Genomic DNA, 25,647 nt, shown 5'->3' with positions numbered 1-25,647 from the left:
CAGACGGCCGATGGCCCGAGCTCGCACGGGCCGCGTGCCTGGCCATGACGAGCCACGAGGCCCAGCAGGACCAGGACAGCAGCGGCCTGGGCATTCGCCTCCTGGTCGACATCCGGCGCGCCTTCGCGACCGAAGGCAACCCGCCGGTGATCCGCACCGGTCGCCTCCTCGACATCCTCAACAAGGACGACGAGACGCCCTGGCCGGAGTACACCAAAAACGGCCTCACCCCTCGCGGACTGCAACTCCTGCTCAGGGAGTACGGCATCAGCTCAGCCAACCGCCGCTTCCACGGCGACATCCAGGCCAAGGGCTTCACCCGCCTGCAGTTCACCGACTCCTGGGCGCGCTACTGCCCCGAGCCCACGCCGGAACCCCCGACCGGCGCCTGACCCGACACAACTCGTCGCGACTCGTCTCCGCGCAGGTCAGCAAGGGGACGGGTCGAAGACCGGCAACGAGTCGACTCGACATCACCGCCGCACCCGTACCTGTACTGACCAGGTATGCGACGGGTCGCGACGAGTCTCCCCGACCCGGGGCCGCGTCACCCGCGCCCCCTCCCTGGAGCACCAACATGCCTTCAACCACCACCGACACCGCCCACCGCACTCCCGCACGGGCAAGCGCCGCGATCCGCATCGGTATCGCGCTGCTCGGCACCGTCGGCTTCGCTCTCTCCTACGACGCGCTGCGCCAGATGGCCGCCGCGATCCATGTCCGTAACCTCTTGACCTACACGTTCCCCCTCGTCATCGACGGGTTCATAGCCATCGGCGTCGGCGCCCTCGTCCTCCTGCGGACCGCCCCGTTGCCTGCACGCCTGTACGTATGGGCACTGGTAGGCGCCGCCACCGCCACCAGCGTCTGGGCCAATGCGCTACACGCCATCCGCCTCAACCAGCAGACGACCGGCACGGGACTCCACCTCGGCGACACCACCGTCGCCGTCCTGTCCGCCATCGCCCCACTCGCCCTGGCCGGAGCCACCCACCTCCACATCCTGGTCACCCGGTCCGCAAGGACCACACCCGCCCGAATCCCTGCACACCCAGCCACCGGACCGGTTCCGTACCGGCAGCAGTCGCCCGACGGAACCCCGACAGACGTTCCGTACCAGGAGATCGGGCAGCTTGACCGGAACGATCTCCCCCAGCCCCGCAAGGCCGAGGCCATACCAAGCGCACCCGCACCCGCACCGGACGCCCAGGAGTCCTCAAGTACCGATCCGGACAGCGGTCTGCGAGTCCTGACGCCCACCGCATCCGTACGGAACGAGCCCGTGGGCGAGCCTGACGACGCAGCTCAGGGACCGGGCAAGGGTTCCGTACCGCGGGGCGGGGGGCAGGGTGGACGCCCGCCCATGGCAACGCTGGAAGAGCTGGCCGAAGTGATCGCCGCCGCCCACCCGGACCCCCAAGCGATCACCCGTGACTCCGCCCGCAATGCCGTGACCGAATCCGGACTCGGCGCCGCAACCACTCGCCTGACCGACGCCATCACACTCGTCCGCCGCGCCGCCCAGACCGGCGAACACCTCAAACACTGCTCTCCCACCGACCGGACCTAACCCATCCGGACAGCACGGCCCCTTCTCTCCAGCGGTCGGCGCGGCTGCCGACAGCCCAGCAGCCGCGCCGCCGCCTATCCCAGAAGCGGGGTCACGCCAAACCGCCGATCCCGACGACCATCCCCACCACCACCGACCGCGAACGGAGCCCCCTATGCGCAACCACTTCCGCACAGAACGCGACCACGCCACCGGAGCACTCGACACGCAGCAGCAGGACAGTAAGCACACCGTCACCGCCCCGGTAACCTCCCAGCGCGGAGGAGAGGTTGAGAGCAGGCACGACAACGGCGGAGCAAGTTGTCCCGGGAGCAATGCTCCCGGAGTTCCCGCCCCGGGGGTGGCGGGAGCGTCCCGGCGCCAGGAGGCGTCGGACCGGCAGACTGCGACCGAGGGCGGACCGCAGCCTGGAGGGGGACGGCAGGACGGGACCTTTGCGCAGCGGCGTCAGCGCGCCCGTCAGCCGAAGCCCCGCAAGCGCCTGCACCAGCCCAGCTGCCGCATGAACGACGCCGAGTACAAGCGCTTCACCGACGCAGCAGCTCAGTGTCAGATGACCAACGCCGCGTTCCTCGCCTACGCCGTCGACAAGGCCGCCCGCGACCTGACCCGCACCGCCGCCGAGATCGCCACCGAACGGGAGGTCATCGGCGAGCTGTTCGCCGCCCGTCGGCACCTGGGCCGAATCCACGGCCTGTTCAACCAGGTCGCCAAAGCCCTCAACTCCGGCGCCGACGCCCCCCACCTCGACGCCACCGCAGGAGCCGTCCTGAGCGCGGCCCGCCGGATGGAAGACGCCACCGATGCCCTGCTCGCCCACCGGAACGGCGGTGCCCCGGCGTGATCCCCCGCATCCACAAGCGCGGCAGCGGAACCGTCGGCCTGATCCGCTACCTGTACGGCCCCGGCACCCACGAGGAGCACACCGACCCGCACCTGGTCGCCGCCTTCGACCCGCTCACCCCCGACCCCGGCCGCGATCCGCGAGCCACCTACGGGCAGTTGCAGCGGCTACTCGACCAGCCCGTCAACGCCCTGCCCGCCGGCCGACGCCCCGAGAAACACGTGTGGCACCTGTCCATACGCGCCAGCCCCGATGACCCGATCCTGTCCGACGACGACTGGGCAGCCATCGCCCGCCGCATGGTCGCCGCCACCGGCATCGCCCCCGACGGCGACGACACCGCCTGCCGCTGGGCTGCCGTACGCCACGCCGACGACCACATCCACATCATCGCCACCCTCGTCCGCGACGACGGCCGACGGCCCCGCCTGCACAACGAGGCCCGCCGCGCCCAGGCTGAGGCCCGCCTCATCGAAGCGGACTACGGCCTGCGCCAAATCACCCCCGGGGACGGTACCGCCGCCAAGCGGCCCACCAGCGCCGAGCGTCACAAGGCCGAGCGCTTCGGCCGGCAGCGCACCTCGCGCGAGGAACTACGGGAAGAGGTCCGTCGCTCAGCGGCAGGCACGGCGGGCGAGGAGGAGTTCTTCGACCGCCTCGCCGCAGCCGGCCTGCTTGTTCGGCGCCGTATCGCACCGTCGGGCGACACTCTCGGCTACACCGTCGCCCTGCCTGGAGACCGCAACGGCAAGGGCGAGCCGGTCTTCTACTCCGGCTCCAAACTCGCCCCGGACCTCTCCCTGCCGCGCATCCGTGAACGCTGGGCCCAGAACGCGGACGACGCCACCCAGCAGCCGGCCCTGCCATCGACCGGGCCCGCGTCCGCACGCCGACGAGCCGCCGGAGCCGCCTGGCAGGCGCTGCTCATGATCGACCAGGGCGACGAGGGCGTCATCGCCGCGCAGATCGCCGCCACCGGAGAGGTCCTCGACGCCCTCGCCCAGACCTCCGCCGCCCACACCCGCAACGAACTCCAGGCCGCAGCCACCGCGTTCGAACGAGCCTCCCGCTCTCACGTACATGCCTCACGGGGTCACGACCACGCCCTGCGCCAAGCCGCCCGCGACCTCATCCACAGCGGCCCGGCCCTTGGCCGAGGCGAGGACGGCGCCACCGCAGCGATGGCCATCGACATGCTGTTCTTCCTGATCACCGCCGCCGCCCACTGGCACGCCAAGAAACAACACGCCCAGCAGGCTGAAGCCGCGCACCGGGCCGCCGCGCACCTCCGTGCCGCCTACCCGGCCGCCGCCAGCCGCCCCATGGCCCTGCTCCACCAGCAGAGCAGCTTCCTGGCCCCCTCCTGGCGACACCACCACGCCACCACTGTCCGCCAAGTCCTGCCCAAACTGGCCGACCGCATCCTCACCGAACCCGGCTGGCCCGCCCTCGCAGCCACTCTCCATGAAGCCCGAATCACCGGACACGATCCCACCGCCCTGCTCGCCCGGGCAGCCGCCCGACAGGAACTGGACACAGCGGAACGGGCGAGCGACGTACTCGTGTGGCGGCTGCGGCGGATGGCCGACCTCCCCGCCGAACCCCGGAACTCCCAGGGCCGGCGAGCCGGCAGCGCCCACGCCGTCCCCGCACCAGGGCACTCCGCCCACATCGGAACCAACCCCGCGAACATGTCCCCGCGCCGACGCTGAGCCGCGAAACGAGGCGGGAACATAGCCGACAATCGCCGGTTAGCCCAACCGGCGGTTCTCCAGACCATAGACGCATCGGTATTCGTCTCGTCCCTCTCAAGGAGAACCTCCATGCCCGATGCCACCCCCCGCCCCCACGTCATGGCCCTGCTTTTCGACATGGACTTCAAGGGCCCGAAGGATTCCCTGGTCTTCCGACATCTCGATGGGCGCCTCTTCACCGAGGAAGAGCAGGCCATGGCCCGTGGCGCAACCATCGAAGAACTCCAGGCCGCCGGCGCCCACATCAACAACCCCAACGCCGAAGCCGAGGCACACGAAGCCATAGTGAAGCTGGCCGAACTGCTGTTCAAGTACGTCATTCCGAACCGCAAGGTCCTCATCCCCTTCATGACCCACGAGGACATGCTGGAGTACGGCCGGTTGGAGAGCATCGCCGTCGCGGGTCTCGACACGAAGGATTGATCGCACAAAAGGCACCAACCAGAGGGGGAATCTGACGGCCGGTGGTCGAGAGCGCTCCCGACCACCGGCCGTACCCCGTCCTCCGGTCGGCCCGCCCCTCTACCTGCGACCGAGCTCGGGCCGGGCGGCGCAGCGCGATGCGGGGCTCCTACGATTTCGGCCATGGCACGCTTTGAGGATGTGCAGGGCGCCTTCTGGAAGCCCGGCAGCAGCTACGTAGTGCACCAGCCGCTGACTGGTGAGACCGTGCACAAAGCCGAGCGATTGCTCGGTGTCACGCTCCCCAGCTCGCTCCTTGCCCTGCTGCGCGGTCAGAACGGGGGCGAGTCCGCAGCCGACCGGGACGCTTTCCCGACAAACCAGCCGACTTCCTGGAGTGCCGATCACATCCCGTTCGACCACTTGATGGGCATCGGCAAAGACGAACGCACACTCTCTCTGCTGGACAGTCCGTACCTGATCAAGGAATGGGGACTGCCCGCGCCTGCCGTGCTTATCTCAGGCGGCGGGCACTACTGGATTGCACTCGACTACCGGGCATCCGGCCGACACGGGGAACCATCGGTAACCTGGTTCGACGCCGACCGCAATGAAGAGCTGGCCCTCGCACCGGACTTCCGCTCCTTCGTCGAAGGTCTCACCTCCACCAGCGACTTCGACAGCGAAGACGTACCCGACTGACGTCTGACCGTGGAAGGCATAGCCCATCGGTGGCACAGCACCGATTGAGACGTCACAGCCGGGCCAACGTTGCCTGATGCGGCACTAGGCATTCGGCCCGAGAGACAGCCGTGCGAGGCGGGGAAGCCGTCGGTGCATCTCCCCGGCGTCGTCGAAGTCGAAGTCCTCGCCCATGTCGGCTTCCGTGCCGACGTGTTCATCGGCGGGCTTGTACTCGGCCCAGGCTTTGTAGAAAGCGTCCGAGTCTCCGGTGAGGAGCTCGAAGGCGCCGCCGCCCACGTAGTTCATCTCCTCGTAAAACAAGGTCTCGTCGCGGTGATCCTGTATCGCTTCCACCACGGCAGGGTGCTCGGCAATGCTGTCCGGCTCGGCGGCGACCCGCTCGTACCACTCGCGGCCCAGGGCGATCACCCCGGCCCGGAAGTCGATGAAGCTGTCGTCGGAGCACCCCCCGCCGATGAGGTACGCAGCAGCCCAGACGTCCCACCGGTACAGCCCGTCATGTACCTCGTCGAACCGCTCCGCATACTCCAGGACTTCCTGAGGTGAGCGTTCGGCGAGCAGCCCCACCAGCACCTCGTCGAGGGGCCTGCCGACGATGGTCGCGGAAGAACGCGCGGATTCGATGAACTGCCAGAACCGGTCGATGTCCATGGCTGGCACTCTGCCATCTCGGTACGACACCGCCTGTGCGAGTTCTCCTCTCCGCCCGACCGGTTTACGTCCCCCGCTTCTCTCGCGCCCCCCAGCGACGGAAGCCAGACGTCTACTGCGGTGAGTGTGACGGCAGCGGTGAAACCTGATGCACCAGCAGCACGCCCCTTAAACCTCAAGAAACGTCGGCCCTGCAGGGTTCAGCCAAGCAGAGTCTCGTCGAGGTAATCCTGCACCGGACCAAACAGCCCGTACGGCACGTACTGCGGAATCTCGCTGTACGCGGCCCAGGTCAGGCTGGCTACTTCGCCCTCACTCGCGATGATCGCCTCGCCACCGACGGGACGGCATGCGACGTAGTGGATCTCCCTACCTGTCATGGGGTGCACCCGTTGTCCCAGCGCTCTCTGCGGGGTCACGAGGAGTCCGGTCTCTTCCTCGGTCTCACGTGCTGCGGCTTCTCCCGGGGTCTCCTCCGATTCGATCTTCCCGGCCGGGAACTGCCACGAGAGTGCGCCTTCCGCCACACGCCGCCGTACAAGAAGAACCCGCCCCTCCTGAACGACAACGGCTGCAGCGACCGCCGCCTTGCCCCGACTGGTGGTCAAAGAGGTTCCCTTCCGAGCACTGTCGCCTCCCCCTATGCCTCAGCCGTCAGCGAGCAGCTCCCTGGCCGCGTAGTAAGCCTGCAGCGCGGCCTCGCTGCCAGAACCCAGGGCAGTCATGATCCGTTGGAAGCGGGCGGAGCGGAGGTCGCCGGCCACGATGACGCGGGGGTGCTGGTCGGTGGGCGGGCAGTATCCGTCCGCGCCGCGGGTCAGGTCGCCGGATGGGGCGGTCGGGGCGTTGCCGATGCTGAGGTAGGCAGCATCCGCCGTGATCGTCTGCCCGGTGCCGCCCTGGCCCATCGCTTCCGCTGCCACCGCGGTGCCCGCTGCGGGCCCCAGCGTCAGGTGCTCGACGGGGAGAAGTGTGACGCGTGAGTCCTCACGGATCTCGTCGATCTTGTACTCGTCGGCCGCCGGATACGCCACGAGCAGGCGGGTGTCGGTGGTCGGGTTGGCCCGCAGGAACGTGCCGATCGGGCGGTCGCCGCCAAGGACGAGGAGGGCGCGGCCCTCAGTGTCATCGGCCTCGGCCTGCCAGAGCGGGGGCAGCGTCAGGCCGCTGGGAGCGGTGATCCAGGTGACGTCGCGGGGCTGGAGGGGGCCGACACCGGTGGCGACGATGGCGTACGGAGCGGTGAGACGGGCGCCGGTGTCGACTGTGACGGTCACGCGAGCCTCGTCGGCGCGGAGTTCGGTGACGTGCCGCCCGAGTTCGAGGCGGCACAGCTCCGTGCTCTTCAGTTCCGCGACGATGGAGTCGGCGAGCTCGGGGCCGGTGGTGTAGCCGCCGAGGACGTTGTTCAGGGCCGGGATCCGGTAGAGGTTGCGGCACAGCCGATCCGGCTCGATCAGGATCGAGCGCATGCCGACGCTGGCGGCCATGCGAGCGGCGGCGCAGCCTGCCGGGCCGCCACCGATGATGATCAGGTCGGTGTCGTACAGCGTGTCGGCCATGGGGCTATTCCAGCACCGGAGTCCCTGCGTACGCAGTGAGTTGACTCATCACGTGGTTGCTGGTGACGAGTTGGCCGGTCCCGATCAAGCGGCGGGCGACGAGGAGGCCGGCGTCGTGGACGTCGGGGCCTGCGTCGCTGGCGCAGGCGTCGGCGACGATCCACGGAGCGTAGCCGTGCTCAAAGGCGTCGGCAGCGGACTTCAGGACGCAGCTCTCGGTGGCGATCCCGCAGAAGACGAGGTCGGTCCAGCCTGCTCGGCGGATCAGTTCGCCAGCCTCCGGGGTGAGGAGCGTATAGCCGGTCTTGTCGACGACCGCGTGTGCGCGGAGGGCTGCTTCCGCGAGCTCAGGAACGATGTCCGTCTCGGGCGGTTCCTGAACTCGGCTCCACTGGAAGAAGCGCTCGTAGGGGCTGTCCGGATAGTTGAAGTACCGGGTGAAGAGCACAGGGCGCCCGGCGGCGGACCACTGGGCGACCAGGTCGGAGACCGCGAGCACCGCGTGGCGGCTGTGGTGGTTCACGAAGCCGTTCTGCATGTCGATCACGACCAGCGCGGCACTGCCGATGTCCATCCGCTGTCTCCCCTGCCCCGTGTGCTTCAGCCGACGCTCTCGCGCAGAGCGTCCTGTGCGGCGCGCAGCCTTTCGGCCAGTCCACTGGTCTTCATGATGGCCTCCCGCATCAGGACGTGCTGCGCGGTCTCCTGGGCGCGGGCGGTGGTGAGCCGGGAGGAGGCGGCACGCAGGAAGCGCCAGCCATACTGCTCGGGCATGGAGGGGTCCTGGCCATCCTCGATCATCTGCTGGACCTGGCGGGTGAAGCACCACAGGGCCTGGACGGTCAACTCGCAGGCGACCAACTCGTCGACGGTGAGGCCGCGCTCTCGGGAGTGGGAGGCGTAGGCGACGCCGGACCAGCCGGCGTAACCGGTGGAAACTCCCCGTACGCCGAAGGACACGATGTCCGGGTGGTCGAAGCCGGTGGCGAGGAGCGATGCCTCGACCGTGCCGTCCAGCGGCGTGGGCCCGCCCGGAGCACCGCGGTCGACCAGGACCGAGGGCGTGGACAGCAGGCGCAGGGCGGTGTCGTAAGCGTCTCCGGCCCAAGGTGCAGAGGTGAGCCAGTACAGGGAGAGGACGTACTCGGGGTTGGGGACGCGGTCGTGGTCTTCATCCAGGAGGTCGCGGAGCTTGTTCCGTGCCCAGGGCAGGTCGGAGGCGTACGAACGGTAGCGCCAGACGGCGAGGTCGGTGAGCGCGGGAGGCTCGCGAGGTTGGACGAGGTGGAAGACAGCGGCTCCGCACGCGAAGACGTGCAGGACACAGTCCCGCGCTTCGGGGTGGTTCACGCGGGCCGAGGAGGACTCCAGCCATTGGTCGCCCACGCTCACCGTCATGTGGGCGCGCAGCCGGTCGGCGCGCTCGGCGCCGATGAAGACCGGCAGGAACTTGTGGGAGTCGACGCCGATCCGGCCTGTGACGGGTGGAGCAGTGCCGCTCGTTCCCAGGGCTGCCGTGAAGCGGGCTTTCACATCGTCCGACGCGCGGCCCAGCGCCGTATCGAGGACGGCCTGGGACTCACCGCGGGGCTGGTAACTCGCCCCGCCGCCCTCCCAGTTCGACACAGTCCGATCGCTCACGCCCAGGTAGGCGGCGAAGTCCCGCAGGCTCATGCGCAGGGCGTCGCGTAACAGCCGGGCTTCCCGGCCGGACCATCGCTGCACCGTGACCACCGTCCTACCCCCTGTTCGTCACCCGGTGGAACGCCGAAACGGCCAGCGTAGTCAGCCTCCTTCAGCAGTGGTGCGGCATTGCTGCAGCACGTGTACGTCACACCCCGTCACCAATCTGCACCATGCTGAGTTCAACCGAGCCGGGAGGCGTCTACCGCGACGAGGCAGCCCTCCGCTTGTTCTCCCCTGTACCACCATCAGAAGGAGCAGACAGCATGACGGACATCGTCAAGCGCAACGCCCGCGCAATCCTCCTCGACGGCGACGAGCTCGTCCTCATCAAGCGCACCAAGCCGGGCAGGGAGCCGTACTGGGTGACCGTCGGCGGCGGGATCGAGGAGGCCGACGCCACCATCGAGGCGGCCCTGCACCGGGAGGTGTTCGAGGAGCTGGGCGGCAAGCTGGAGCGCGCCGAGCTCGTCCACCTGATCACTGACGAGCTGGATGGCGGCGTCGGTGTCCAGCACATCTTCGCCGCGCGCCTGGAGTCGATGGACCTGGCCGCGCGCACGGGTTCGGAGTTTTCCAAGCCGGAGCGGGGCAGGTACGAGGTGGTACGCATCCCGTTCACCGGCGAGGCGGTCCGCGAACTGAACCTGATGCCGCCGGATCTCGCCGAGTTCATCGCCGCGAACACGGACGCGATCATCTCCGTCCTCGACACCCCTATCCGCGAGGCGTGAGCGATGGTGCGGGCACCGGACTTCGTCAGCCTCAACGGCCCTGACAACGTGGGGAAGACGACCCACCTCGTGCGGCTGGCCGAGCGCTGGGACGACTTCCAGCCGCTGGGCGCGGTCCACGAGCACGACCCCGAGCCGTGGACGCGGGTGGCCGCCGGCAACTACGCCCAGTGGTGGTTCGAGACGTCCACGACCGTCGAACTGACCGAGATGCTGCTCGTCGGCCACGCCAAGCGCGCCGCCGCCCGCGACGCCGGACGCACGGGCCTGCTCGACCGGGGGCTGCCCATGCTCCTCGCCGTGGCCGCCGCGACCTGCGTGGTCAAGGACGGACTGACGGTCGGCGAGGCGTTCAAGACCGTGACGGGCATCGCCGGTGCGCGAGCCACCGCACCAGAGAACTCGATCCTCCTACTCCCGTCCCTCGACGCCGAGCGCAGCTACGCCATCACCAGCGTCCGCGAGGGCCGCCCCTGGACCGGGATCTACCCGGCCTACCAGAAGACGCTGCACGCGGTCCTCCTCCACCAGGCCGACCACGGCTCGTACACCGCGATCGTCGACTGCGAGAACCGCTCTCTGGACGACGTCCATGCCGACGTAATCGCTCACCTCGACCTCAGCCAACCCACCGACGGGAGTCCCCGATGACCCAGAACTCCCCACCCCTGGTTCTGCCGCCCGGCCTGTCCCGCGCCATCGCCGCTCTTCAGGACAAGGACCGGCACCGCCTGGACGACGCCGTCACCCGGCTCCACACCGTCAACGGACGTCTGTGGGACACCGAGGACCGGGTGCGCGGCGCCTTACTCTCCGCCGCCCAGGTCGCCGACTGCAAACGCGAGATCGACCAACTCAACGCCGAACGCAACGCCCTCGCCGAGCGGGCCGACGAGGTCCTCGGCTCGCTGACGGACGCAGGTCGCGCCGATGCGCCGCTGCACACAGAGACGCTCGCCTCCGTCATCGACCGTCTTTCGGTGCTGACGCTGCGAATCTGGCACAGCGAACGGGCGGCAGCCCGGGACGAGCTGGCCCGCCGACGCGTCCCCGCCCTCCACGGCCAGCGAGAGGAACTGCGCGCCGCCCTCGACGCGCTGGTATCCGACGTCGTCGCCGGCCGCCGCCGGCTTCCCGTACCGGCCCGCTTCAAGTTGTACGGCAGGGACAACGCCGCCCCCGCGGAGATCAAGCCGAGTCGGCACCTACGCCGAGTCCTCGCCTTCGGCGGGCTAAGCGAGTGCGGCAAGAGCACCAGCGCCGGATTCGTCCAGCGCACGTGCGGTGCCCAGCGCCTCAAGATCGGCTTCCTCCTGCGGCAGGCCGCCCACCGGGAGGGCCTCGCGGACCCGTACTCGTTGTCGGCCCGGCGCCAGGCCGAGCTACTGCTCGGCGAGTTGAACCGTTTCGCGGATGCCCACGTCGACACCTGGCTGTTCACCATCGAGTCCGTCCACGACAACGCCTCGATCGCCGAACTCAAGCAACTCATGGGCGACACGCTCCAGATCGTCTATCTGGACGCCTCCTTCGCCGTACGCGTCGAGCGATCCGGGACACCGGCCCAGACCGTCGCCGCGAAGGACGAGATCAAGATGAGCCGCGGCGCCCACAAGGTCGCCGCGCTCGCCGACCACGTCATCGACAACACCGGCAGCATCGCCGCCCTCCGCGCCCGCCTCCGCCGCATCGCAGCCCCACCCGCCGCCACGGCACTGCGCGTGGCCACCCCCTACGGGCTCGGCCTGCCGGCCGCCATCGCCTCGGCGACGGCCGACTTCACCGACGCAGTACGGGCATACGGCCCCGGCGTACAGCTCGCCGCCCTGACCGGCAGCCCCGGCGAGGGCAGTTGGATCGCCGGATGGTCCGACCTGGACCTTCTGGTGATCGCCGAACACGAGGCCATCAGCCGGGTCCACGAGGCCCTGGAGCAGTACCGGACCGCCCTGGGCGGTGCGGCATCCCTCGGCCCCACCCTCGTCACCCCCGGCGAACTGACCGCCCGGCGCCTCACCCCACGCCTGGCGTTCGCCCTCCACCAGCTCCAGCAGGGCAGCCCCGTCCTGCACGCCGCACCCGACCTCGAACTACCGTCGATCAGCAGAGAAGAGCTCGCGCTCGCCGCCGTCCGCGAACTCCCCCAGGTCATCCTGACCATGCGCCGCCTACGCGCCGACGCCAGGCCGGCCACCCTGCGGCAGCTCTACAAACACCTCGTACTCGCCTGCCGCCTCCTCCTCCGCGAGCACAACCAGTGGGAGTCCGGCCCCGACCGGATCCTCACCGCAGCCTCCCGCATGCCGGGCCTGCCCAACCTCTCGGCGCCCTCCCTGGCCGAGATCTCCAGCGCCTGGCGCAACGGCGACACCGACCGCGGCCTCAAGCCCGTCACCACGGCTGTCGACCAGTTCCTCACCTGGTACGCCGCCCAGCTCGCCGCCTGAACGGCGTCCCCCTCCTTCTCCATCCGACAGGAGCTTCGCCATGCCTGAAACCATCACCATGCCGTCCTTCTCCGCCCGGATCGTCGAGCGCCTCAGCGTCGGAGCCACAAGCCGCCGCGAACGCGTCATCCACTCCCTCGACGGCCTGGAGGACCCGGTCCACCCCGACACCCTCGCCAACACCGGAGCTGACCTGTGGCGTCTGCTCCAAGAGCAGGTGACGGGCGAAATCGCCTCCGTGGACTTCCTCCTCGGCCTGGACGCCGGCGGCATCCTGCCGACCGTCTCCCTCGCCGGCGCCGCCCACCTCCCGTACAAGATCGCCTGGAAACTGCACCTCCCGCTCGACGGAGCGGTCCGCTTCAGCGAGCCCCACGCGATGCGCACCGACGTCTTCGCGTACGGCATCGCTTCCGGCCAGCGGATCGTCATCGTGGACGACGAGATCACCACAGGCCGGACCTTGGCCAACCTCACCCGGCGCCTCCGCGAGGCCGGCGCCGTCCCGCTGGCGGCGGCCTGCCTGGTGGAGGACACCACCCGAGGAGCCCGCGACCTGCTCACCGACCTCGGTCTGCCCCTGGTCTCGCTCACCACGATCGAAGGCACGGCATGACCGCGGTCGCCCCGGCGGGGATCCGGTTTCACCACGGTTCCCCGGTCATCCCCGCCGGGGCCGTCCACACCACCCCGCTCGGGTACGACCGGGGCAGCGCTCCCATCGGCGCGCCACTCCCGCTTACCCCTTCCACCGAGCTCGTCCACCGCCTGAGCGGGTGTGGCGAGATCGTGGTGGCCTTCGACGGGAAGCTCGGCGACTCCCTCCTCGCGCTGTCCGGGGTCCGCGCGGTCCTCGACTGGCTACGGCTGCGGTCGGTTCGCGTGACCGTTCGGGCGGTAGGTCCGTACGCGGGACTGATCGCCCGTGCCGGGCTCATCACGACGCCCGAGGCCGCCACCCCCAGCGGATGGCGTGCAGTGATCGGAGACCGGACGGGAATCGAGTCCTACGGCTCGGAAGCGGCGGTGCGCCTGGTGCTGGACCCGGCTGCCCCACCGTGCTGGTCGACCGACGGCCGCGCCCACTCGGACCTGCCGGCCCGCCACTACCTGGCCCTGGAGCGCCGCCTGGGCATCCGTCTGCCCGGCACCGCACCCTTCGCTCCGATCCTCGCGACCAGCCCGAACAACCTCGTGGAGGAACTGCGCTCGGTGGGCTGGCTGGGCGGCCTGACCATCGGGGCCATTACCGCCACCAGTTGGCCGGAGCGCAAGGACTACACGACCCAGCGCTACGTCGAGCTCGCCGAGCACATCGCCGAGAGCCAGCAGACCCAGGCCCGGCTGCTGCTCATCGGCGGCAACCCAGGCGACGGCCTCCGCATCACCGCAGAGGCCCCTCGACGCCATGTGCAGATCCTCCGCCTTGACGGGATGCCGGCCGACCACCTCGCCGACCTCTTCCCGCACTGCCACCTCATCGTGGGCAACGACACCGGTCTCACCCACCTCGCCGCGATGGCGCGAGGCGGGGAGTACAGCGGCCCGCCGGTCATCGGTCTGTACGCGCGCCACAGCCACAGCAAGTGGCGCACCGGCCTGCCGCACCACCACGCCGTCGCCACCGACCTGTCCGACCGCATGCACCAGGGCGACCTCTGCCCCGTCCGCGACTCCATCGCCCCGGACACGGACGTGCACATGGACGCCTTCCCGCCCACAGCGCTGGCCCAGATCGGCCTGGAACTCCTCGACGGGGGAAGGCCATGAGCATCCGGCCTCTCCTTCGGTTCGGTCCGGTACGGCGCTTCACCCGCAACCTGCTCTGCCCCGTCGACCTCCTCGGCCGCCCGCTGCTCCTGAAGTACACCCGCGACCCGGCCGAGGCCCGCGAGGAAATCCGCGGCCACGCCCGCCTGGCCCGGCACTACCGCGTCCCCTCCCTCCATGCCCACCTGCGCGTGCCGGGCGGGCACCTCCTGGCGTACGAACGTCTCCCCGGCGGCACCGACCAGGGCCTCCTGCTCGACCTTCTCAACGCGGACGAGCCGAGCGGCGACCTCCACACCTACATGGACCAACTCACGGCCGCGTACCGAGAGGTCATCCTCGCGACGGCATGGCCGACCGATCCGGCGCACGTCGTCCGCAAGCTGTACTGGAACCGCGCAGCACCCGGCGGCCGACTCAACACGTACTACGCCGGCAGGGACTTCCTGATCGCCGACGGCATCGTCAACATTCCGGTCTCCCGCCTCAACACCTACACCCTGAACATCAACGGCCGCAGACACAGCCTCGACTGGGCTGCCACCCTCCGCTGGCTGCGCGCCCACTTCGCCACGAGCGAGCCGGTCTGGGCGGCCCTCACCCAGGGCGACCCCACCGACGTCAATCTCGCCCACCCGCTCGCCTGGTTCGACTACGACACCGCCGGGATGAACAGCATCCCCGGCGAGTTCGCGAACTTCCTCTGGTACGCCTCCGCCCTCGGTGGCTGGCTCGTGCCCACGTACAACCCGGCCGCGTTCTCCGACCACCCCGCCGCCTTCGACCACGTCCCGGCCAACACCCCCGAGATCGGACAAGCGGCCGTCGACCACACCACCGGCACCGTCCACATCGACTACACCCCGCGCCTCTCGGCTCCCCGGCGAGCCGCCGTGGCCGCGTACTGGAATCAGCTCGTACGACCGGTCGCCGACCGCCTCTGGCCCCGCGGGGATCTGGCGAACCTGCTCCGCCCGTACCTGGCCATGCGCATCCTCGGCGTCTACAACCTGTGCGACCTGGCACCCGAGGACCGGCTTGTCCTCCTCGCCCGTCTCGCCGAGGCCATGAGCCCAGCCTTCGACCCCGCCACCTACTTCTGCCCGCTGGAGTCGCCATGCCCGGCCCCCTGAACGGCCGCACCGCCTTGGTCACCGGAGCCACTGGCGGCCTCGGCTCGGCCATCGCCCGCCGTCTCGCTGCCGACGGCGCCACCGTCGCCCTCGCTCACCTCCACGACGACCAGGCCGCAGCCGACCTCGCCACCCGCATCACCGACAGCGGCGGCACCGCCATCCCCCTGGCAGCCGACGTCCGCGAGGCCGAGGCCGTACGTACCCTCTCCCACCTTGCCCACGACCGGCTCGGCCCGATCGACATCCTGGTCAGCAACGCCGGCGCCTACCCCCGCCAGCCGTGGATGGAGACGACACAGGCCCACTGGGACGACGCACTGGCCACCAACCTGACCAGCCACTACCTCCTCGCCCACGAGCTCACCCCCTCCATTACGGCCGCCGGCTGGGGCCGGATCATCACGATCGGCTCCGTCCTCGCCACGGCGGGACGCCATGACCTCGCCGGCTACGTCAGCGCCAAGGCCGGCCTCGAAGGACTCACTCGCGCCCTCGCCCGCGAACTCGGCCACGCAGGCGTCACCTCGAACTGCGTCGCCCCCGGCTCCATCCGCGTCCCCGCCGAGGACACCGTCGTCGACGACCCCGAGGCCATGACCGCCCGGCAGCTCGCCCGCCAGTGCGTCCAACGCCGGGGCCGCCCGGACGACGTCGCCGCGGCCGTCGCCTTCCTCGCCACCGACGACGCCGGCTTCATCACCGGACAGACCCTGCGCGTCGACGGAGGCTGGATCCTTGGCTGACATCTGGCTCATGCGTCACGGTGCCTACGAAGGCCACCGCCCCGGTTACCACGCCCCACACGAGGCCACTCTCACGGAGGAGGGCCGCGATCAGGTACGCCGCTCCCTCCCCCTCCCCGAGGGGATCACCGCGATCGTCACCAGTCCGGTCCCCCGTGCCCGTCAGACAGCCACCCTCGTCTCGCACCTCACGGGCTTGCCGATCGTGGCCACTTCCGGCCTCCTTGCCGAATGGCGCGCCCCGAGCATCGTCCTCGGCCGCACGGCCGAGACCTATCCGCCGGCCTACCGCGCCTGGCGCGCCCGGCGCCTCGCCAACCCCTCCCTACGCTGCGAGGACGGCGAGAGCCTCACCGAGCTCCACACCCGCGCCCGCCACTGCGCCGCCTTCCTCCACCACACCGCCGGGCGCCACGGCCTCCTCCTGGCCGTCTCCCACACCCTGCTCCTCGGCGTCCTCACGCACCTCCCAGAAGGCCCCGCCGCCTTCGCCACCGCGGCAAGAACCCCTTGGCAGTTCGCCGAGCGTCGCCTATTCACCCCTCTCCGGTCCGTCCGCGTTGTCCCGACATCAGGTGATCACTGATGTCGTGCGACCGGCCTGCTCCGCTTGTTGCGGCCGTGCAAGCGGGACTTGAGAAAGCTCACCTATTGTCAGTGGCTGGTGATATACGTCTGCGGTATGGATCCGATCACCGCAGCGGCCCTCGCCGCGCTGGCCGGCGGTCTTGGCGGCGAAGCCGGACGGCAGGCGTGGCAAGGACTTACCACGCTGGTGCGGCGCCCATTCGGGCGAGCCGCGACCCAGGGGACACAAGACGACGGGACGCCGCAGGTCAGCTCCGGCGAACTGGAAGTCGCCGCGCTCGAGGGAGACCCTGCCGACCCGATGCGCGCGCAGGCACTGGCCAGCGCCCTCGGCGTGCGAGCCGCGCTGGATGGAGAGTTCCGCATCATGCTCGATGAGTGGTGGCAGCGGGCACAGGCCAACTCCTCGGTCGGCGACGTGCACAACTGCATCAGCGGCGGCACGCAGAATGGCCCAGTGCTCCAAGGCCGGGACTTCTCAAGCCTCACCTTCAACATAAACACACCATGGTCTCCTGCGACAGGGACTGATCGATAGGGGGCTCGCCCAAGCTCGAAAGCGGCGCATCGCAGGCTCGGGTCGAGTCGGCTGATGCCCGCCGCGGGGCTGCCACGGCGGCAGCGATTACACGCTCGACTTCCCGGACAGATAACGGCGGAGGCCCAGGGGAATCATTCAGACTGCGCATTCAGCCAGGCCTCGATAAACATCGACGCCTCTCTTTCCTCGGCCGCAGACTGTTCCAGGTCTTCTTCCCATTCAACGCTGCGAAACAACCCTCTCTCCCGCCATTTATCCAACGGCACTTCCAGGTTCTCACCATTAGCCTCGTCGAGAGCACGCCTTGCCGCGCTGTAGACCAGGCGCAATTCGGCGCCGACGACATGATAGTCACCGCGTGCCGGAAGAAGCCGCTTATGCAAGGGCAAGTTCCTGTCTACCTCAACGCATCCGAGGTAACTGGGAGCTTCTTCTCGCATCGTCTCATGCAGGTCCACCGCCTGCTCCTCACTAAGCCCAGAAACGGTAGAGACGGCGAGATTGCAGTCCTCGATCAGGGTAGTAAGCCCAGGCACCGTGAGGGACTTCCAGAGCGCGGGTTCCCGAGCAAGGAAATGAGCAGCGAGGTCAGCAGCCGAAACACCGCCACCATTGAAGAACAGACTCGCGATGGCCACACCCAGATCCCGTCGATATTCGGGAACAACCCGTGAGAGCTGGGTCAGCACGACTCGGTCGATCTGCTCGGGCAGCACCTTATCCTCATCAAATAGCAGAGCGATACTCTTGCGGCTCACGGTTCCCCTTTCCTGCGATTGATCCCCACGAAAGTGCGATAACTCCGAACTTGACAGCTCGTTACGGAAGTCCGCCCACGTCAAACCGGGCGGAGCCGAAATGGAAGATTTCTTTGCATACTCAAACTGAGCCTGAGCCAGGGTTTCCGGCTGCCCGAAAATAAGTGCCGAGATTCGAATCTTCCCTCGTTCCGACACCGACGCCACAGTTCCGATACCCGAGAAAACCAGGGGCTCCCGAGCAGAATCATGGAGCGTTGTAGTCGCCGTCGACGTTGTCAGCCAACGCGGGTCGAAGGTGATGACCACCTTCTTTGTCCCGATAGAAAAGACCAGATGGGGATCCTGGGCCAAGATTCCGGTCGGTTCCTTCAACGGCACCTCGGGGGGATTGTTGCAACGCATAGCGCTTTCGAAGGAGACCAGAAGGCCACGATGCGCCTTCTCTGCGGTGTCCTCGCGGAGCGTCACCGCCTCCGCATCCCATGTCTCGAACAAGGGGCGAACGATCCGGACGAACTCCCCGGGCGCCATCCCCTGCCCGCCAAATGGCCTCGTGCCGTCGAGTCCGGCTCTCCTCGCGGCAGCTGCCACCGCGTTGCTCTGCGCGAGCATCGCCACCCGCGGCAGGTTGACCAAGTCGACGCTGGAGAACCGGGCTCGCCAGATCTGTGAAGACCTGCGCAGCTCCTCAGCGAGGTCCTCGTCGGTAGCCTCGGCCTCCGAAGGCGGGCCCGCCATTGTGATGTTCACGTCGCCATGGATCGCTCCTGCCTGGATGGACGGCCCAGTCACCTGCCCGGAGAGCTCGTTTCTGACCTGGGATGACTTCGGGAAGGAACCCTCTCTGCCCCCTGCTTGATCCACTGCTTCCTCCCGCTCATTCTCACGCGGCCTGATCAGGCCAGACAGGCAGTCAACACCATCTGCTATAGCGGCAAGAGGTGTTCAAGACAACCCGAAGCCAGCCTGACAGCAAGGCAGCTCACAGCGGCTGTGGAACAGTGGGATGCCTTCCACCTCAGAAACGAAGGCAGAGCGAGCCAACGGGAACAGCTCGCCGATCTCACGCCGCAGGGGCATCCAGCGGTGCTGCTCTCAGCACCGTCCGCACCCGGTGGCCCTGAACGCTCCGCCACTGGTCAGGAAACCCACGACCCCAAAACGCGCCGAGCACCCACCTGTTCCACGGGACAAGCGGTCTGGCCGGGACTATGGCCGATCGGATCCCAAGGCGGTTTCCACGTCCTGGCCGCCCCAGCTGTCCCGGGTACGCCACAGGACGTGAACGCCGAAGGCGTCACGCAAGGTGTCGGCCGACCAGTCCTTGGCGGGCGGTTCGCAGAGAACCAGGTGGAGGCGGTCGGCAGGGGTGGACAGGGTGTGGTTGATCTCCAGGAGCCGGGCGGCTCCCGCGCGCAGATCAGCGTGGGTGGAGCGGCCGGCCCCGAGGACCTCGTAGAGGAAGTGGCCGTCTTCCGCGACGCGGCTGACGTCGATGACCGGAGAGTCTGTCGGCTGCAGGTCGGCCCACAGCAGGGTTGATTTCAGTGCGTGGCGCACGGCCTCGTGCTTCTTGCACGTGCGGTCGGTGGACGCCGCGGTCTCCAGCGCGTCCATGAGACCCTTCGCTGTTGCTGCCTGCGTGGCTGGCATGTCTTCGACGGAGGTCACGGGCTCGGCTTCCTTCTGATGGGGCTGCTGAACAGCGGAGGCGGGTGCATTCTCGGTTCCCGGTTCGAGCGCGGCAGCCAGGCGGCGCTGGAGGGTCTCCCGGGCCGCGGCCAGAGACTGGGACCAGCCGGAACGGGCCAGATCGTCCTGGATTCGGCTCTCGTCCAAGCCGTTGTCCTTGAGCGCGCGGTTGGTATTCGTCGCGAGGTCGCGCAGAAGGCTCAGCTGGTGCCTGTCCGGAGATCCGAGGACACGCCGCACGTCCACCCAGTCCGCCTGGTCGCGACGCAGAACGCGGTTGGCCATGCCCTTGAGCTCGGACAGACGATCGCGGGCGTCCTCCGGAGCGGTGCCGCCGCCGGTCAGCTCAGCGAGAATGTCGAGCGCCGCCACGTAGCGTTCGGCCATCCTCGGCGAGATGGGCTGACGGCCGCGCTGGTCCGCTGTGAGCAGACAGTGGTTCGTCTCGTGGGCGAACACCCAGCAGTCCAGTTCATCGCCAGGCCGCGGGGCAACCGAGCCGTGCCGCACTGTCAGGAACAAGGGTCCGTCGAAGGCGGGTGACAGCGCCTTGACCCTGTAGCGGCCACCGGGCCCCGGGCCGGTCACCCGGACCCGCATGTCGGTGCCGATCTCCGGGATGTCGCCGTCTGCCACGTTCCGATGGGTTATGGCGGCCACCTCTCCGGGGGTGCCGTCGGTGTTCGTGAGGGCCTCCGGGAGTGGCGAAGTGTGCAGGACCGTCAGACTCTGGGTGCTGCGGGTGAGGGCGACGTAGAGCTGGCGCAGGCCGGCCGGGCCGCGGTCGGCGATGGTGGCCGGTTCGACAACGAGGACGTGGTCGTACTCCATGCCCTTGGCCTGGGCTGCGGCCAAGACGGACACCGCCGCACGCTCCTGGCCCGTGATGCCGTCGGCCTGATCCAGGTGGCGGCTGATCTCGTCGAGCCAGCCGGAATCGTCCGGGACGATGACGGCGACGGACCGAAGCGTGTGCCCGTCATTGGTGCCGACGAGGCGGGTGACGTGAGTGACGGTCTCGTCCAGGAGTTTCCACGGCTCGATCGGCATCGTCCGGACGGCGTCCTCGCCCGCCATGCGTATGGCCTGGGGGTAGGGCAGCGCGGGAGCGACCGTGCGCGCCAGGGGCGCGACGAACTCCATGATCTCCGCCGGCACGCGGTAGCTGGTGTTCAGCTCTGCGACCCTCCAGTCGCCGTGGTCGGACAGGATGGTCCCGAGACGGTCCCAATCGGTGTAGGTGTGGGGGCCGGTGGCCTGGGCGAGGTCGCCGAGAACAGTCATGGAGCCGTTCGCCGCAGAGCGTCGGCGCAGCGAGCGGGCCTGCATGGGTGCCAGGTCCTGTGCCTCGTCGACGACGATGTGCCCGTAGCGCTGCGGGGTCTCCCCGGTGATGAGATACCGCAGTTCTTCGAGGCAGACGTGGTCGTCGAGGGTCCAGGGATCGTCGTCGGCCCTGTCGGCCCGGGAGCGGTGCAGGGCAGCCTGCTCCTCGTCGTCGAGGATGCCCTCGGCGCAGGTGCGAAGGATGCCTGGCGAATCGTAGAGGCTGCGGAGGGCCTCCCTGGCACCCGGCGACGGCCATATACGTTCGATGAGGCGCTCGACCTGGCGGTTGCGTCCCAGGTCACGGCGGATCGTGTCATCTCGGCTGCGGCGCGGGGCGACGGCAACGAGTTCCTGCAGCAGGCGGTCGACGAGCAGGCTGCGGAACCGGTCGCGGCGCTCACGGTAGGAGCCGTCGGCTTCGCGTACGTCCTCGAGAATCTCGAGGACCTCGGAGCGCGGGATGCGCAGGGTCGTGCTCCCGGCTGTAACGGTGAACTCCGGCTTGGCGTCCTCGTAGGAGGGGGTGGTGGTGAAGTCGTCAAGGGCCTCCGGCCGGCACTCCATTTCGACGCGTCGCCGCAGGACGGCCGCCATGCGTTCGTCGGACTTCACCGTCCGCGCCTGCGACGTGTCGTCGCCGTGGATCTCGCCGTCCCAGAGTCGGGTCAGCTGCACGGCGTTGACGTTTCGGGTGCCGAGAGTGGGCAGGACGTGGCTGACGTAGTCCAGAAAGCGCTGGTGGGGGCCGACGACGAGGATCTCCTGAGCCTTGAAGTGCCCGTTGTTGACGAGCCAGGTCACGCGGTGCAGGCCGACCGCGGACTTGCCGGTGCCCGGCCCTCCCTGAACGACGAGGATGTCGGATGGGGAACCGGTGACCAGAGCCATCTGGTCACGGCGGATGGTCTCGACGATGTCCCGCATGCTGCCGCTCCGCGAGCGCTGGAGCTCGCGCAGGAGAAAGTCATCGAGTTGCTGCGGCTTTTGACGGTGGAGACGGGCGACGTCATTGGGGGTGAGGACGGGCGGGTGTATCTGGCGCTGCCGCTGTGCGGCGGCGGCCTCGTGCGCGCGCCCGGCCACCGGTTCAACGTCGTGTGCAGCACGTCGCGGGTCGGGGGCAGACACGGCAATCTCGTCGAAGTAGTCCTTGACGACCCGCTCGGCGCAACGCAGTCGTCGATGCAGAAGCACCTCGCCCGGTGCGTCAGGCTGCGCCTCTAACCACTTTTTGGCGAGCGGGCTGGTCCACAGCACGACGACGGTGTCGCGGGTGCGGATATCGGAGACGGCGCGGCGACCGATGTACCAGGGCCCGGGCTCTCCACCAGGCTCCTCCCGGACATCGATGCGGCTGATGACCAGCGATTCGTTGCCGAGACCGCCATACTCCGCGGCCCGCTCCTCGGCCGCGAGCCGGTTGGCGACACTGTCCTTGCCGCTGGCGGAGGCTGAGCCAACCGACCCCCCGGTCATCTCGGCAAGCCGTTCGTCATAGCAGTCGTAGGCGCGGTCGACTGCCTTCTGCTCGATGGCGATGATCTCGTCGCGCGTGATGTCGTCGCGCGTTTCGGTGCCCATGTATTTCCCCTCCCTTGCAGCGCCCCGAGAGGTGCTGCGCCGGGCAGATGCCCGTTCCCCGGCGAAAGAACTATCAGAGACGAGTTGGTGACAAGCCGTCAGGGAGTCAATTCCTCGGCCAGCTCGCCGACCTCCGCCCGCCAGGTGCGAACCTGGTCGCGAGTGGGGCCGATCTCGTACTGGTGGTAGTGGCATGCCAGACAGAGGTGGGACCAGAGGGCCTTGGCCCGGCGTGCGGTCTCCTCCGTGGTGCAGTAGCGCAGGCAGAGCATCTTGGCCCGCGTGCTCTTGGTGCGGGCGAGTCCCGCCATGGCCGAGTCGAGGGTGCGGTCAACGGCGATCTCCAGGGCGGTGCGCAGCGCGACGGCCGCGCCCCGGTGGCGGCCGGCAGGTGTTGCCCCGCTGCGCCCTTCGAGCAGCTGGTCGGCTGTGAGGAGGAGCTCTTCGACCGAAGTAGGGGCGGGAGCGGACATCACGCGGTCACCTCCGGCTTGCGCACCTTCGCCACGATGGCTTCGATCTCGTCCACGAACCGGTGAGGGTCGGTGATCCGCGCGCCGGCGGGGTGCGCCCCACGCTGGCACTGCTTGAGGAATCCCTCGGCGCGCGGTCCGCAGAGCACCGCGAGGGCCCGGAAAACGTCATCCTCGGTTTCCGTGGCGTGCCCGAGCAGCGCCACGGCCGCGACCTTCAAGAGCCTGTCCGAGTCGGTGATGGCTGCCTGCAGCTCCTGTTCCGAGCCGCCGGAGCGGTAGTGCCGGATCCAGGCGGCCTCGACGAAGGCGTTCTCCAACGCGATACGGCACAGGCTCGGCAGCACATGACTCTGTGCCGTCACGGGCAAGTCCTTGGTACTGGCGAGGGCACGTGCATCCTTGAGCGCCTGCTTGACCGGGTCGGTCACCGGCTTGACCTTCACCTTGGAGTGCTTGTCACGCTCCACCTCGAACACCGTGACCGGCAGCTCCTGGCTCGCGAACGCCCTCTGGAGCCTGGTGTCGTGGGTGAACACGACGACCTGCCGGTGCTCGCCCAGGTCGTGCAGGACCTGAGCGAGTCCGTGCACCTTCGCGGGGTCCATGGACTGGACGGGGTCGTCGATAACGACGAACCCGAACGGACTGTCCGCCGTGGTGGCGCGGGGCAGGAACAGCGACAGCGCGAGGGAGTGCTGCTCGCCCTGGCTCATGACGCTGAGCGCCGACGCCTCCTTGCCGTCTACGGAGACGTCCATGACGAGCTTGCGGACCACGGCCTTCTCACTGCCCTGCAGGTTCACGGACTTCAGGTCGATGCTGCTCTCCTGGCGGAGCCGTTCCCAGATCCTCTGTGACTGCTCGGCGAAGCCTTCCATACGCCGTTCCCGCAGCTCGGTGGAGAGCTTCTTGATCCAGCTACGGGCCTTCTTGATGTCGGCCAGACGCTCCTTGCTCCCTTCCGTGGCGCGCGCCGCCTTGGTCCAGCTCGCGAGGTCGGAGACGAGCCGGCGCCACCGCTCGTCGCGCTGCTCCAGTTCCTTCGCCGAGTACTCCTTCACCGAGGCGCACGCGTCGGCCAGGGTCGCGGCAGTCTCACCGGCCCGGCGGGCGAGCTCAGCCGGGTCACTGACGGTCCGGCAGGCGAGCCACGCGCTCCACGGGTCGGCGAGGGCGGCGGGAATCCGCTGGGGCTTCTCGATCAGGTTGTGCACCTCCCGTACCGCTGACCGAAGTTCTCGGCGAGCGTCCTCAGCGGCCTGCGCCTCGTCCCGCAGTACGGCGATCTGGGCGGTGGCACTCTCCGCCCAGGCGTCGTCGAGGACCCCTCCGGATCCGCACACCGGGCAGAACTCCTCGTCGGGGTGACGGGTGGCGTGGTCCAGCGCCTTGGTCAGGAGGTCGGCGCGCTGGAGGGCGTCCTCGGCGCCGGTGGCGCGGACGTCCTCGCTCTCGGCGAGCGCGAGGCGCAGCCGTTCGACCGCGGGATGGACCTGCGTCATGTCGGGTCCCCGCATGTCTACGGCAGCGCGCAGTTCGGCGATGAGGCCCTCATCGGTGGTCGGCAGGCCGGCCACCAGCCCGTCGAGCGTCTCGAAGTCGTACGTTGCCTCGTCGACGGCAAGCAGAGCCTGAACGGCGCGGTCGTCGTCCTCCAGGGCGTAGAGCGCCTGCTTGATCTCAGGCAGCTGGCTCTTCACGGCCTTGGCCGCGTCGCCCAGTTCCTTCTCCTCCTTCTGGAGGCGGTTGTCGGCGGCGCTCAAGTGGCCCAGGCCCAGGATCGAAGCGATCGCGTCGTACATCTGCGACGGCTTTCCGCTGAGCATGCGGTCGAGATCGGCGTACGACAGGAACGGCCGGTAGTCCGTCAGGGCCTGCAGCCAAGGGGCACGATCAGCGGGAACGCAGCCGTGGCCGGGCCGCCTGAACTCCCCCTCGGAGTCGGCGAAGCCCTCGGACTTCCAGGCGCGGGTCAGGGTGCTTCTGCCCGTGTCCCCCTCGACGGCGAGCTTGACCTCGATCACCGGCTTGGCGCCGTCATGCAGGTTGCGCCAGTTGCTGCTCCGCGTCGCGTCCTGTCCCTGCCAGCGCATGTTCGTGCCCGTGAACGCCGACTCCACACCTTCGGCGATGCTGGACTTGCCGGAACCGTTGCGGCCGACCACGAGCGTCACGCCAGGGCGAGGATTGAGTGTCAGCCAAGCCTTGGGCCCGATCCCGCGGAATCCGGTGACAGCGACCGAGTCGAGGTAGACACGGCGGACCGAAGGCGCCCCGGACGGCTCGGCGTCGCCCAGCGCCTCCTTGAGGAGCGTCTTCACGGATTCGCCGAGCTTTGCTTCAGCCAGGCGGGCCGCCACCGTCTCGGCGAGAGACAGAGCCTGGCCGTCGGCAACCGGCCGACCAGGACGGTGGTCGTGCTGGGCGTCCTGCTGGGGCTGTTCGTTTTCGGATTCGGTCATGAGGTGCCTCCCGGGATTCCGGCTGGGTGCGAACGGATGGGACACCGGCTCGGTCGGGGAGTTGATGGCTCCCGTGCCTGTTTCGCCGACACCACGGAAGGTAGAGCGAGTGAAGTGCCTTGACCTGCTCGCAAGTTGATAACCCTGGTTATCAACCATCAGAAGAGAAATGATTGCTTCTTTGCGTGACCCGCAGGATGGCGTCGGGCAGCGTGC

At 68.8% G+C, this 25,647-nt stretch carries 24 protein-coding genes; 15 read left to right on the top strand and 9 right to left on the bottom strand.

Annotated features, from left to right (window positions below):
* The 6 genes from ACRWND_RS19995 to ACRWND_RS19970 form a co-directional block, all read left to right on the top strand.
* Nucleotides 1-392, top strand: a 392-nt coding sequence (locus tag ACRWND_RS19995; protein ID WP_431951244.1) for a DUF3631 domain-containing protein, incomplete at its 5' end; no start/stop codon positions are given.
* Between the two features lie 185 nt (nt 393-577).
* Nucleotides 578-1,570: a DUF2637 domain-containing protein gene (locus tag ACRWND_RS19990; protein WP_431951242.1), complete on the top strand. Its 993-nt coding sequence runs from the start codon at nt 578-580 to the stop codon at nt 1,568-1,570.
* Nucleotides 1,571-2,072: 502 nt separating this feature from the next.
* Nucleotides 2,073-2,414: a plasmid mobilization relaxosome protein MobC gene (locus ACRWND_RS19985; protein ID WP_431951240.1), complete on the top strand. Its 342-nt coding sequence runs from the start codon at nt 2,073-2,075 to the stop codon at nt 2,412-2,414.
* Nucleotides 2,411-4,126 (top strand): mobilization protein, encoded by a 1,716-nt coding sequence (locus tag ACRWND_RS19980; RefSeq protein WP_431951238.1) that lies wholly within the window; start codon nt 2,411-2,413, stop codon nt 4,124-4,126. Before ACRWND_RS19985 ends, ACRWND_RS19980 begins: the two co-directional genes overlap by 4 nt.
* 111 nt (nt 4,127-4,237) lie before the next feature.
* On the top strand, nt 4,238-4,591 hold the full coding sequence (locus ACRWND_RS19975) for a hypothetical protein (protein WP_431951236.1): 354 nt from the start codon (nt 4,238-4,240) through the stop codon (nt 4,589-4,591).
* Between the two features lie 162 nt (nt 4,592-4,753).
* On the top strand, nt 4,754-5,272 hold the full coding sequence (locus tag ACRWND_RS19970) for an SMI1/KNR4 family protein (RefSeq protein ID WP_431951234.1): 519 nt from the start codon (nt 4,754-4,756) through the stop codon (nt 5,270-5,272).
* An 84-nt stretch (nt 5,273-5,356) separates the two neighbouring features.
* Here the strand turns inward: ACRWND_RS19970 and ACRWND_RS19965 are convergent, their stop codons facing one another.
* The 5 genes from ACRWND_RS19965 to ACRWND_RS19945 form a co-directional block, all read right to left on the bottom strand.
* A complete protein-coding gene (locus tag ACRWND_RS19965) occupies nt 5,357-5,926 on the bottom strand; it encodes a DUF4240 domain-containing protein (RefSeq protein ID WP_431951232.1) in 570 nt (189 codons plus the stop codon).
* Nucleotides 5,927-6,126: 200 nt separating this feature from the next.
* The gene (locus tag ACRWND_RS19960; RefSeq protein ID WP_431951230.1) at nt 6,127-6,534 is read right to left on the bottom strand and encodes an NUDIX domain-containing protein; all 408 of its coding nucleotides are present in this window, start codon (nt 6,532-6,534) and stop codon (nt 6,127-6,129) included.
* A gap of 39 nt (nt 6,535-6,573) precedes the next feature.
* Nucleotides 6,574-7,488: an FAD-dependent oxidoreductase gene (locus ACRWND_RS19955; protein ID WP_431951228.1), complete on the bottom strand. Its 915-nt coding sequence runs from the start codon at nt 7,486-7,488 to the stop codon at nt 6,574-6,576.
* Between the two features lie 4 nt (nt 7,489-7,492).
* Nucleotides 7,493-8,062, bottom strand: coding sequence for a cysteine hydrolase (locus tag ACRWND_RS19950; RefSeq protein ID WP_431951226.1), 570 nt, complete (start codon nt 8,060-8,062; stop codon nt 7,493-7,495).
* Between the two features lie 26 nt (nt 8,063-8,088).
* Nucleotides 8,089-9,162, bottom strand: coding sequence for a helix-turn-helix domain-containing protein (locus ACRWND_RS19945; protein ID WP_431951246.1), 1,074 nt, complete (start codon nt 9,160-9,162; stop codon nt 8,089-8,091).
* Nucleotides 9,163-9,437: 275 nt separating this feature from the next.
* Between ACRWND_RS19945 and ACRWND_RS19940 the strand changes: the two genes are divergently transcribed.
* From ACRWND_RS19940 to ACRWND_RS19900, 9 genes are all read left to right on the top strand, one after another.
* Complete coding sequence (locus ACRWND_RS19940) at nt 9,438-9,905, top strand: NUDIX hydrolase (RefSeq protein WP_431951224.1); 468 nt, start codon at nt 9,438-9,440, stop codon at nt 9,903-9,905.
* A 3-nt stretch (nt 9,906-9,908) separates the two neighbouring features.
* On the top strand, nt 9,909-10,556 hold the full coding sequence (locus ACRWND_RS19935; protein WP_431951222.1) for a hypothetical protein: 648 nt from the start codon (nt 9,909-9,911) through the stop codon (nt 10,554-10,556).
* On the top strand, nt 10,553-12,352 hold the full coding sequence (locus ACRWND_RS19930) for a DUF4254 domain-containing protein (RefSeq protein ID WP_431951221.1): 1,800 nt from the start codon (nt 10,553-10,555) through the stop codon (nt 12,350-12,352). Before ACRWND_RS19935 ends, ACRWND_RS19930 begins: the two co-directional genes overlap by 4 nt.
* A 40-nt stretch (nt 12,353-12,392) precedes the next feature.
* Nucleotides 12,393-12,968: a phosphoribosyltransferase gene (locus ACRWND_RS19925; RefSeq protein ID WP_431951219.1), complete on the top strand. Its 576-nt coding sequence runs from the start codon at nt 12,393-12,395 to the stop codon at nt 12,966-12,968.
* A complete protein-coding gene (locus ACRWND_RS19920) occupies nt 12,965-14,122 on the top strand; it encodes a glycosyltransferase family 9 protein (RefSeq protein WP_431951217.1) in 1,158 nt (385 codons plus the stop codon). Before ACRWND_RS19925 ends, ACRWND_RS19920 begins: the two co-directional genes overlap by 4 nt.
* The gene (locus ACRWND_RS19915) at nt 14,119-15,255 is read left to right on the top strand and encodes a hypothetical protein (RefSeq protein ID WP_431951215.1); all 1,137 of its coding nucleotides are present in this window, start codon (nt 14,119-14,121) and stop codon (nt 15,253-15,255) included. The genes ACRWND_RS19920 and ACRWND_RS19915 overlap by 4 nt, the downstream gene beginning before the upstream one ends.
* Nucleotides 15,240-16,001 carry an SDR family NAD(P)-dependent oxidoreductase gene (locus ACRWND_RS19910; protein WP_431951213.1) on the top strand — a complete coding sequence of 254 codons (762 nt, stop codon included), beginning with the start codon at nt 15,240-15,242 and terminating at the stop codon, nt 15,999-16,001. The genes ACRWND_RS19915 and ACRWND_RS19910 overlap by 16 nt, the downstream gene beginning before the upstream one ends.
* Complete coding sequence (locus ACRWND_RS19905; RefSeq protein ID WP_431951211.1) at nt 15,994-16,587, top strand: histidine phosphatase family protein; 594 nt, start codon at nt 15,994-15,996, stop codon at nt 16,585-16,587. The genes ACRWND_RS19910 and ACRWND_RS19905 overlap by 8 nt, the downstream gene beginning before the upstream one ends.
* 96 nt (nt 16,588-16,683) lie before the next feature.
* Nucleotides 16,684-17,127 carry a hypothetical protein gene (locus tag ACRWND_RS19900; protein ID WP_431951209.1) on the top strand — a complete coding sequence of 148 codons (444 nt, stop codon included), beginning with the start codon at nt 16,684-16,686 and terminating at the stop codon, nt 17,125-17,127.
* 134 nt (nt 17,128-17,261) lie between these two features.
* On the opposite strand, the gene ACRWND_RS19895 is transcribed toward ACRWND_RS19900, so the two are convergent.
* The 4 genes from ACRWND_RS19895 to ACRWND_RS19880 all read right to left on the bottom strand — a co-directional run bounded on the left by ACRWND_RS19895 (nt 17,262) and on the right by ACRWND_RS19880 (nt 25,431).
* Nucleotides 17,262-18,641, bottom strand: coding sequence for a hypothetical protein (locus ACRWND_RS19895; protein ID WP_431951207.1), 1,380 nt, complete (start codon nt 18,639-18,641; stop codon nt 17,262-17,264).
* A gap of 459 nt (nt 18,642-19,100) precedes the next feature.
* Nucleotides 19,101-22,493 (bottom strand): HelD family protein, encoded by a 3,393-nt coding sequence (locus ACRWND_RS19890; RefSeq protein ID WP_431951205.1) that lies wholly within the window; start codon nt 22,491-22,493, stop codon nt 19,101-19,103.
* A gap of 98 nt (nt 22,494-22,591) precedes the next feature.
* The gene (locus tag ACRWND_RS19885; protein WP_431951203.1) at nt 22,592-22,966 is read right to left on the bottom strand and encodes a hypothetical protein; all 375 of its coding nucleotides are present in this window, start codon (nt 22,964-22,966) and stop codon (nt 22,592-22,594) included.
* Complete coding sequence (locus tag ACRWND_RS19880; RefSeq protein WP_431951201.1) at nt 22,966-25,431, bottom strand: AAA family ATPase; 2,466 nt, start codon at nt 25,429-25,431, stop codon at nt 22,966-22,968. Before ACRWND_RS19880 ends, ACRWND_RS19885 begins: the two co-directional genes overlap by 1 nt.
* Nucleotides 25,432-25,647 lie beyond the last annotated feature (216 nt).

The sequence above is a fragment of the Actinacidiphila sp. bgisy167 genome, assembly GCF_965342175.1.
Lineage (GTDB): Bacteria > Actinomycetota > Actinomycetes > Streptomycetales > Streptomycetaceae > Actinacidiphila.
The sequence above is the reverse complement of the archived record's forward strand: the minus strand, read 5'-3'. Positions and strand labels throughout refer to the sequence as shown.

Excerpts from the sequence above, each read along its gene's own strand:
- ACRWND_RS19990 (WP_431951242.1), top strand. The coding sequence starts at position 578 with ATGCCTTCAACCACCACCGACACCGCCCACCGCACTCCCGCACGGGCA.
- ACRWND_RS19985 (WP_431951240.1), top strand. The coding sequence starts at position 2,073 with ATGAACGACGCCGAGTACAAGCGCTTCACCGACGCAGCAGCTCAGTGT.
- ACRWND_RS19975 (WP_431951236.1), top strand. The coding sequence starts at position 4,238 with ATGCCCGATGCCACCCCCCGCCCCCACGTCATGGCCCTGCTTTTCGAC.
- ACRWND_RS19970 (WP_431951234.1), top strand. The coding sequence starts at position 4,754 with ATGGCACGCTTTGAGGATGTGCAGGGCGCCTTCTGGAAGCCCGGCAGC.
- ACRWND_RS19965 (WP_431951232.1), bottom strand. The coding sequence starts at position 5,926 with ATGGACATCGACCGGTTCTGGCAGTTCATCGAATCCGCGCGTTCTTCC.
- ACRWND_RS19955 (WP_431951228.1), bottom strand. The coding sequence starts at position 7,488 with ATGGCCGACACGCTGTACGACACCGACCTGATCATCATCGGTGGCGGC.
- ACRWND_RS19950 (WP_431951226.1), bottom strand. The coding sequence starts at position 8,062 with ATGGACATCGGCAGTGCCGCGCTGGTCGTGATCGACATGCAGAACGGC.
- ACRWND_RS19945 (WP_431951246.1), bottom strand. The coding sequence starts at position 9,162 with ATGAGCCTGCGGGACTTCGCCGCCTACCTGGGCGTGAGCGATCGGACT.
- ACRWND_RS19940 (WP_431951224.1), top strand. The coding sequence starts at position 9,438 with ATGACGGACATCGTCAAGCGCAACGCCCGCGCAATCCTCCTCGACGGC.
- ACRWND_RS19935 (WP_431951222.1), top strand. The coding sequence starts at position 9,909 with ATGGTGCGGGCACCGGACTTCGTCAGCCTCAACGGCCCTGACAACGTG.
- ACRWND_RS19930 (WP_431951221.1), top strand. The coding sequence starts at position 10,553 with ATGACCCAGAACTCCCCACCCCTGGTTCTGCCGCCCGGCCTGTCCCGC.
- ACRWND_RS19925 (WP_431951219.1), top strand. The coding sequence starts at position 12,393 with ATGCCTGAAACCATCACCATGCCGTCCTTCTCCGCCCGGATCGTCGAG.
- ACRWND_RS19920 (WP_431951217.1), top strand. The coding sequence starts at position 12,965 with ATGACCGCGGTCGCCCCGGCGGGGATCCGGTTTCACCACGGTTCCCCG.
- ACRWND_RS19915 (WP_431951215.1), top strand. The coding sequence starts at position 14,119 with ATGAGCATCCGGCCTCTCCTTCGGTTCGGTCCGGTACGGCGCTTCACC.
- ACRWND_RS19910 (WP_431951213.1), top strand. The coding sequence starts at position 15,240 with ATGCCCGGCCCCCTGAACGGCCGCACCGCCTTGGTCACCGGAGCCACT.
- ACRWND_RS19900 (WP_431951209.1), top strand. The coding sequence starts at position 16,684 with ATGGATCCGATCACCGCAGCGGCCCTCGCCGCGCTGGCCGGCGGTCTT.
- ACRWND_RS19890 (WP_431951205.1), bottom strand. The coding sequence starts at position 22,493 with ATGGGCACCGAAACGCGCGACGACATCACGCGCGACGAGATCATCGCC.
- ACRWND_RS19885 (WP_431951203.1), bottom strand. The coding sequence starts at position 22,966 with ATGTCCGCTCCCGCCCCTACTTCGGTCGAAGAGCTCCTCCTCACAGCC.
- ACRWND_RS19880 (WP_431951201.1), bottom strand. The coding sequence starts at position 25,431 with ATGACCGAATCCGAAAACGAACAGCCCCAGCAGGACGCCCAGCACGAC.